The following is a 6,680-nucleotide window of genomic DNA, read 5'->3' on the forward strand; positions in this document are numbered from 1 at the left end:
CCCCATCCACGGGGCGGCGAAGCGCCTCTAACAAGCCACGGTCGGCAGCCACAAGCGGAAACGCGCCCCGCCCAATGGTGATTGTTCGGCGGTCAGGGTGCCACCCTGGGCCTCCAGCGCCCGCCGGCTGATCGCCAGGCCCAGGCCAAAGCCGCCAGTGGCGCGATCGCGACTGCGGTCCAGGCGATAGAACGGCTCGAAAATCCGCTCCCGATCCGACTCGGGAATGCCGATGCCATCGTCATCGACCCACAGTTCGCAGCCTTCCAGGTTGACCCTGACGCCAATCTGGATTCGTCGCTCGCAATAACGCATGGCGTTGCGCAAGAGGTTCTGCAGCGCCCGCGCGGTCAGACGCGGATCCAGCACAAAGCGCTCCAGCGAACCGTGCAGCAGCACATCCAGCACGGTGTCCGGAGCTTCCAGTTCCTCATCGAAACTGCCGAGGATGCTGTCGACGAATTCGTCCAGCGACACCATGACCCGCTCCGGCAACCGGGCCGGGTTCTGCAAACGGCTATAGGACAACAACTCCAATACCAACTCGTCCAGCTCGCGGATATGCGCCACCAGCCCTTGCAGACGCTCGCGGGACGCCGCCGGCAGATCCTCGGACAAGGCCAGGGCCAGGCCGAAATCCAGGCGGGTCAAGGGCGTACGCAACTCGTGGGAGACTGCATTGAGCAGGTCGCGCTGCTGGTTGAGCAGGCATTCGATGTCGTCGGCCATGGTGTCGAACACCGTCGCCAGTTCGCCGATATTGGAGCGTGGCGGGATATTCGTGCGCTCGCTGAGCTGGCCCTGGCCGAGGCGTCGGGCGGTTTGCTTGAGACGTTCCAGGTCGCGCCAGTGCGGACGCAGCCAGAACAGCAGACAGGCCAGCAGCGCAGCGCCGATCAGTACGTTCATGCTCCAGTACAACAGGTTCACGTCCAGCGGATCAGGCGGGACTTGCAGGGCCACCGCCCATTGCCCGTCCAGCGGCGACACCGCCAGGGTCCGGGTGCCCCAGTCGCCGAGGCGGATCACATCCTCGCCAGCGCGCAGGCGTTGTTGCTCGGGAGCGCTGAAGCTCAGGTCATCAACGCGGACCAGGCTGATCTGCAAGGGCCCGAAGCGCTGATCCAGGCGGGTGGCCGTTGCCGGCCACTGTTCTTTCGGCACCTGGCGAAACTGTTCGATCAACAGGCTCTGCAAGCCCCGCGACTGGTCCATGTTGTAACGCATGAAGCGCTCGTGAAAGACCCCGATCACCAGCTCAGGCACCAGGTAGATCGCCGCGCTGAAGGTAACGATGGTGATCAGGTACAGCCGCACGAGGATCTTCAGCATCGGCTCAATACTCCCATTCGGAACGGCTGAACAGGTAACCCTTGCCCCAGACGGTCTTGATCTTGCGCGCCTCGCCGGCATGGTCGTCGAACTTGCGGCGCAACTTGGAAATCGCCACGTCCACCGAGCGGTCGGTGCCGTTGAACTCGATGCCACGCAGGCGCTGGAGGATCTGATCGCGACTGAGCACCTCGCCGGCATGCCGAGCCAGCACCACCAGCAGGTTGTACTCGCCGCTGGACAGCTCCACCGCTTGCTCGCGCCAGCTCACCGTGCGTTCCGACAGATCGATGCACAGGTTGCCCATCAGGATCCGGTCGCTGGCCACCTGCGGATCGGCCAGGCTGCTACGGCGTAGCAGGGTCCGTACCCGGGCCAGCAACACCCGGGGTTCGCAGGGCTTGGTCACATAATCGTCGGCGCCCATCTCCAGGCCCAGCACCTGGTCGTGGCTGTCGTCGCGAGCGGTCAGCATCAGGATTGGCAGCGTTGCCGAATCGGTGCGCAGCAGGCGGCATACCTGCAGGCCATCGAGGCCCGGCAGCATCAGGTCGAGGATCACCAGGTCCGGCGGGTTCTGTTTCGCCCGCTCGCGCACCTGGTCGCCACGGGCCAACACATTGACCTGGTAGCCGTTGCGCTCCAGGTAGCTGGCGATCAATTCACTGAGGGCGCTGTCGTCTTCGACCAGCAGGATGTTAGGCATAGGTAAATTTACGAAGCGGAAAACCGTGAAGGATATACGCCTGCGCGCACCTGCGAGCGGAAGCTTCACACTTTTTCACCAACGCCCTACATAGCTTCACAGCAGCGCTTGACCACGGCCCTTAGCATGCGGGGGTCATTATTGGGACTCTGTTATGTTGAAGAAGCTGTTTGCCCCGCTTTGCCTGTCGGCCCTGGCGCTGACCCTGAGCGCCTGTGACCAATCCGCGAAAGCCCCGGACACGCCGCCCCCGCCCAAGGTTCGGGTCGAAACGATCAAGAGCCAGAGCCTGTCGATCAACAGCGAGCTGAGCGGGCGCATCGCCGCGCCGCGCAGCGCCGAAGTCCGCGCACGGGTAGCCGGCGTGGTACTGCAGCAGGTGTTTCGTGAAGGCAGCGACGTGAAACAGGGCGATGTGTTGTTCCGCATCGACCCGGCGCCGTTCAAGGCCGACCTCGACAGTGCGCTTGCCAGCTTGCAAAAGGCCGAGGCCAATGCCTTCCAGACCCGCCTGCAACACCAGCGCTACCGCGATCTGGTGGACAGCCATGCGGTCAGCCGCCAGGACTACGACAACGCCGAAGCCGCCGCGCGCCAGAGTGCCGCCGATGTTACCGCGAACAAGGCCGCCGTGCAGCGGGCCCGACTCAACCTCGGTTATGCCACCGTCACCGCGCCGATTTCCGGACGTATCGGTCGTGCGCTGGTGACCGAAGGCGCCCTGGTCGGCCAGAATGAAACCACCGCCCTGGCGCTGATCCAGCAGTTGAATCCGATCCACGCCGACCTGACCCAATCGACCCGCGAACTGAACGACCTGCGCCGCGCCCTGCGCGCCGGACAGTTGCAGCAGGTCGGGCAGAGCCAGGCCAGGGCCACGCTGATCCAGGACGACGGCAGTGCCTACCCGCTGCCGGGCAAGTTGCTGTTCACCGATATCAGCGTCGACCCCGGCACGGGCCAGGTGATCCTGCGCAGCGAATTCCCCAACCCGGACCTCGACCTGCTGCCCGGCAGCTTCGTCCGGGTGCGCATCGAACAGGCGGTCAACCACGAAGCCATCACCGTGCCGCAACGGGCCATCCAGCGTGACAGCGCCGGGATCGCTCAGGTGCTGCTGGTGGATGCCGATCAGCGAGTCAGCCAGCAGCCGGTGCAGCTGGGCGCCGTGCAGAACGATCGCTGGATCGTCACCGACGGCCTCAAGGCCGGTGAGCGTATCGTCGTCGAGGGCCTGCAACACGCCCGTCCCGGCGAGAAAGTGCAGATCGACGACAGCCCTCTTCCCCTCGCCCAGTCCAAAGGACAGTGAGCATGCCGCATTTCTTTATCGACCGGCCGGTGTTCGCCTGGGTGGTCGCCTTGTTCATCCTGCTGGCCGGCACCCTGGCCATCCCGCAGTTGCCGGTGGCGCAGTACCCCAACGTCGCGCCACCCAAGGTGGAGATCACCGCCGTCTATCCCGGCGCCTCGGCGCAGACCGTGGACCAAGGCGTGGTCAGCCTGATCGAGCAGGAGCTCAATGGCGCCGACCACCTGCTGTATTTCGAATCCCAGAGTAGCCTGGGCAGCGCCACCATCACCGCGACCTTCCAACCGGGCACCAACCCGGAAATGGCCCAGATCGATGTGCAGAACCGCCTGAAAGCGGTTGAGTCACGCCTGCCGGCAGCCGTGACCCAGCAAGGTTTGCAGGTGGAAAAGGTTTCCGCCGGTTTCCTGCTGCTCGCCACCCTCACCTCCAGCGACGGCAAGTACGACGAAAGCGCCCTCAGCGACTACCTGGCGCGCAACGTGATGAACGAGATCAAGCGTCTCGAGGGTGTCGGCAAGGCCCAGTTATACGGCGCCGAACGGGCCATGCGGATCTGGATCGACCCGCAGAAGCTGGTGGGCTTCAACCTGACCCCGGCGGATGTCAGCGCCGCCGTGGCCGGGCAGAACGCCCAGGTCTCGGCGGGCAGCATCGGCGACCTGCCGGCGCGTCCGACCCAGGAAATCAATGCCGCGGTGCTGGTCAAGGGCCAACTGAGCACGCCGAAGGAGTTCGCCGATATCGTCCTGCGGGCCAATCCCGACGGTTCCAGCGTGCGCATCGGCGATGTCGCCCAGGTGGAAATCGGCAGCCAGAACTACCAGTACGGCACCCGCCTGAACGGCAAGCCGTCCACCGCCTTCGGTGTGCAGTTGAGCCCCGGCGCCAATGCCCTGCACACCGCCACCCTGGTACGCGCCAAGCTCGACGAGTTGTCGCGCTATTTCCCGGCCGGGGTCGAATACAAGATTCCCTATGACACCTCGCCGTTCGTCAAGGTCTCGATCACCAAGGTGGTCTACACCCTGGGCGAAGCCATGTTGCTGGTGTTCGCCGTGATGTTCCTGTTCCTGCAGAACATCCGCTACACCCTGATCCCGACACTGGTGGTACCGGTGGCGCTGATGGGCACCTTCGCCACCATGCTGGCCCTGGGGTTCTCGATCAACGTGCTGACCATGTTCGGCATGGTCCTGGCCATCGGTATCCTGGTGGACGACGCCATCGTGGTGGTGGAGAACGTCGAACGGATCATGGCCAATGAGGGGTTGTCGCCACGAGACGCCACGCGCAAGGCCATGGGCCAGATCAGCGGCGCCATTGTCGGCATCACCCTGGTGCTGGTGGCGGTGTTTATTCCCATGGCCTTTATGCAGGGTTCGGTGGGGGTGATCTACCAGCAGTTCTCGTTGTCCATGGCGACCTCGATCCTGTTCTCGGCTTTCCTCGCCCTGACCCTGACTCCGGCACTCTGCGCCACCCTGCTCAAGCCGATTGCCCCAGGCGAGCATCACGCCAAGGGCGGTTTCTTCGGTGCATTCAACCGTCGTTTCGAGCAGCTTGGTAATAAGTATGAAGGCTGGGTGGTCTATGCACTGAAACGCAGCGGCCGCTACCTGTTGGTCTATGGCCTGTTGCTGGGGCTGCTGGGGCTGTGCTTCATGCGCCTGCCCGCCTCGTTCCTGCCGGTGGAAGACCAGGGCTACACCATCACCGATATCCAGCTGCCGCCAGGGGCGAGCCAGAACCGCACGATCAAGGTGGTGGAACAGATCGAAGCGCATAACGCCACGGAACCGGGGGTCGGCGACACCACCATGATCCTCGGCTTCAGCTTCTCCGGCAGCGGCCAGAACGCCGCGCTGGCCTTCACCACCCTGAAGGACTGGTCGGCACGCGGCGCCAAGGACTCGGCACAAGCCATTGCCGACCGCGCCAACCGCGCACTGGGCGAGATCAAGGATGCCGTGGCCTACGCGATCCTGCCGCCGCCAGTGGACGGCCTCGGTACCTCCAGCGGCTTCGAATTCCGCTTGCAGGACCGTGGCGGCGTTGGGCATGAGGCGCTGATGAAAGCCCGCAGCCAGTTGCTGGAAGCGGCTTCGAGGAGTCAGGTACTGGCCAACGTCCGGGAAAGCGCCTTGGCCGAAGCACCACAGGTGCAGTTGGAAGTCGACCGTCAGCAGGCCAATGCACTGGGGGTGTCTTTTGCCGATATCGGTGCGCTGCTCTCCACCGCACTGGGCTCAAGCTATGTCAACGATTTCCCGAACCAGGGGCGCATGCAACGGGTGGTGATTCAGGCCGACGGCGACCAGCGTAGCCAGGTGGCCGATCTGCTGCAGATCAATGTGCGCAACAGCCGTGGGAAAATGGTGCCGCTGTCGGCCTTTGTCCGGGCGCAGTGGACCCAGGGTCCGGCGCAACTGACCCGTTACAACGGCTATCCGGCCATCTCCATTTCCGGCGAGCCCAAGGCCGGGCACAGCACCGGGCAGGCGATGGCGGAGATAGAGCGACTGGTGACGCGGTTGCCGGCGGGACTTGGCCTGGAATGGACCGGGTTGTCGTTGCAGGAGCGTTTGTCTGGCGCCCAGGCGACCACGCTGCTGGGGCTGTCGCTGCTGGTGGTGTTTCTCTGTCTCGCGGCGTTGTACGAAAGCTGGTCGATCCCGACCTCGGTGCTGCTGGTGGTGCCGCTCGGGGTGCTTGGCGCGGTGCTGGCGGTGACCTTGCGGGGGATGCCGAACGACGTGTTTTTCAAGGTTGGCTTGATCACCATCATCGGTCTGTCGGCGAAGAACGCGATTTTGATCATCGAATTCGCCAAGAGTCTGTACGACGAGGGGCATGATCTGCTGGATGCGACGGTGCAGGCGGCTCGGCTGCGCTTGCGTCCGATCATCATGACGTCCCTGGCGTTTATCCTCGGGGTGGTGCCGCTGGCGATTGCTACGGGCGCCAGTTCGGCGAGTCAGCAGGCCATTGGTACCGGGGTGATCGGCGGGATGATAACGGCGACACTGGCGGTGGTGTTTGTGCCGGTGTTTTTTGTGGTGGTGATGAAACTGGCCAGGCGCAAGGGGTCATGATTATAGGGTGACCTCAAGGGCCCCTTCGCGGGCAAGCTCCGCTCCCACATTAGATTTTTGTCGTACACAAAGTCCAGGCTCGACACGGACATCTGTTGAGCTGCACACAAAGTCTGAACTCAACACAGGCTTCTGTTGAGCTGCACACAAAGTCTGGACTCAACACAGGCTTCTGTTGAGCTGCACACAAAGTCTGGACTCAACACAGGCTTCTGTTGAGCTGCACACAAAGTCT

The 6,680-nt window shown here is 63.7% G+C and carries 4 protein-coding genes; 2 read left to right on the top strand and 2 right to left on the bottom strand.

Annotated features, from left to right (window positions below; all coding sequences use genetic code 11):
• Nucleotides 1-27: 27 nt before the first annotated feature.
• Nucleotides 28-1,332, bottom strand: a complete 1,305-nt coding sequence (locus AC07T0_RS09665) for an ATP-binding protein (RefSeq protein ID WP_495000951.1) — start codon at nucleotides 1,330-1,332, stop codon at nucleotides 28-30.
• A 4-nt stretch (nucleotides 1,333-1,336) separates the two neighbouring features.
• The gene (locus AC07T0_RS09670; RefSeq protein WP_495000952.1) at nucleotides 1,337-2,038 is read right to left on the bottom strand and encodes a response regulator transcription factor; all 702 of its coding nucleotides are present in this window, start codon (nucleotides 2,036-2,038) and stop codon (nucleotides 1,337-1,339) included.
• A 154-nt stretch (nucleotides 2,039-2,192) separates the two neighbouring features.
• On the opposite strand from AC07T0_RS09670, the gene AC07T0_RS09675 reads away from it, so the two are divergent.
• Both AC07T0_RS09675 and AC07T0_RS09680 read left to right on the top strand, forming a co-directional pair.
• On the top strand, nucleotides 2,193-3,350 hold the full coding sequence (locus tag AC07T0_RS09675) for an efflux RND transporter periplasmic adaptor subunit (RefSeq protein ID WP_495000953.1): 1,158 nt from the start codon (nucleotides 2,193-2,195) through the stop codon (nucleotides 3,348-3,350).
• 2 nt (nucleotides 3,351-3,352) lie between these two features.
• Nucleotides 3,353-6,445, top strand: coding sequence for a multidrug efflux RND transporter permease subunit (locus tag AC07T0_RS09680; RefSeq protein WP_495000954.1), 3,093 nt, complete (start codon nucleotides 3,353-3,355; stop codon nucleotides 6,443-6,445).
• Nucleotides 6,446-6,680: the final 235 nt, after the last annotated feature.

It is taken from the genome of Pseudomonas sp. GW821-FHT04D07 (genome assembly GCF_059420225.1).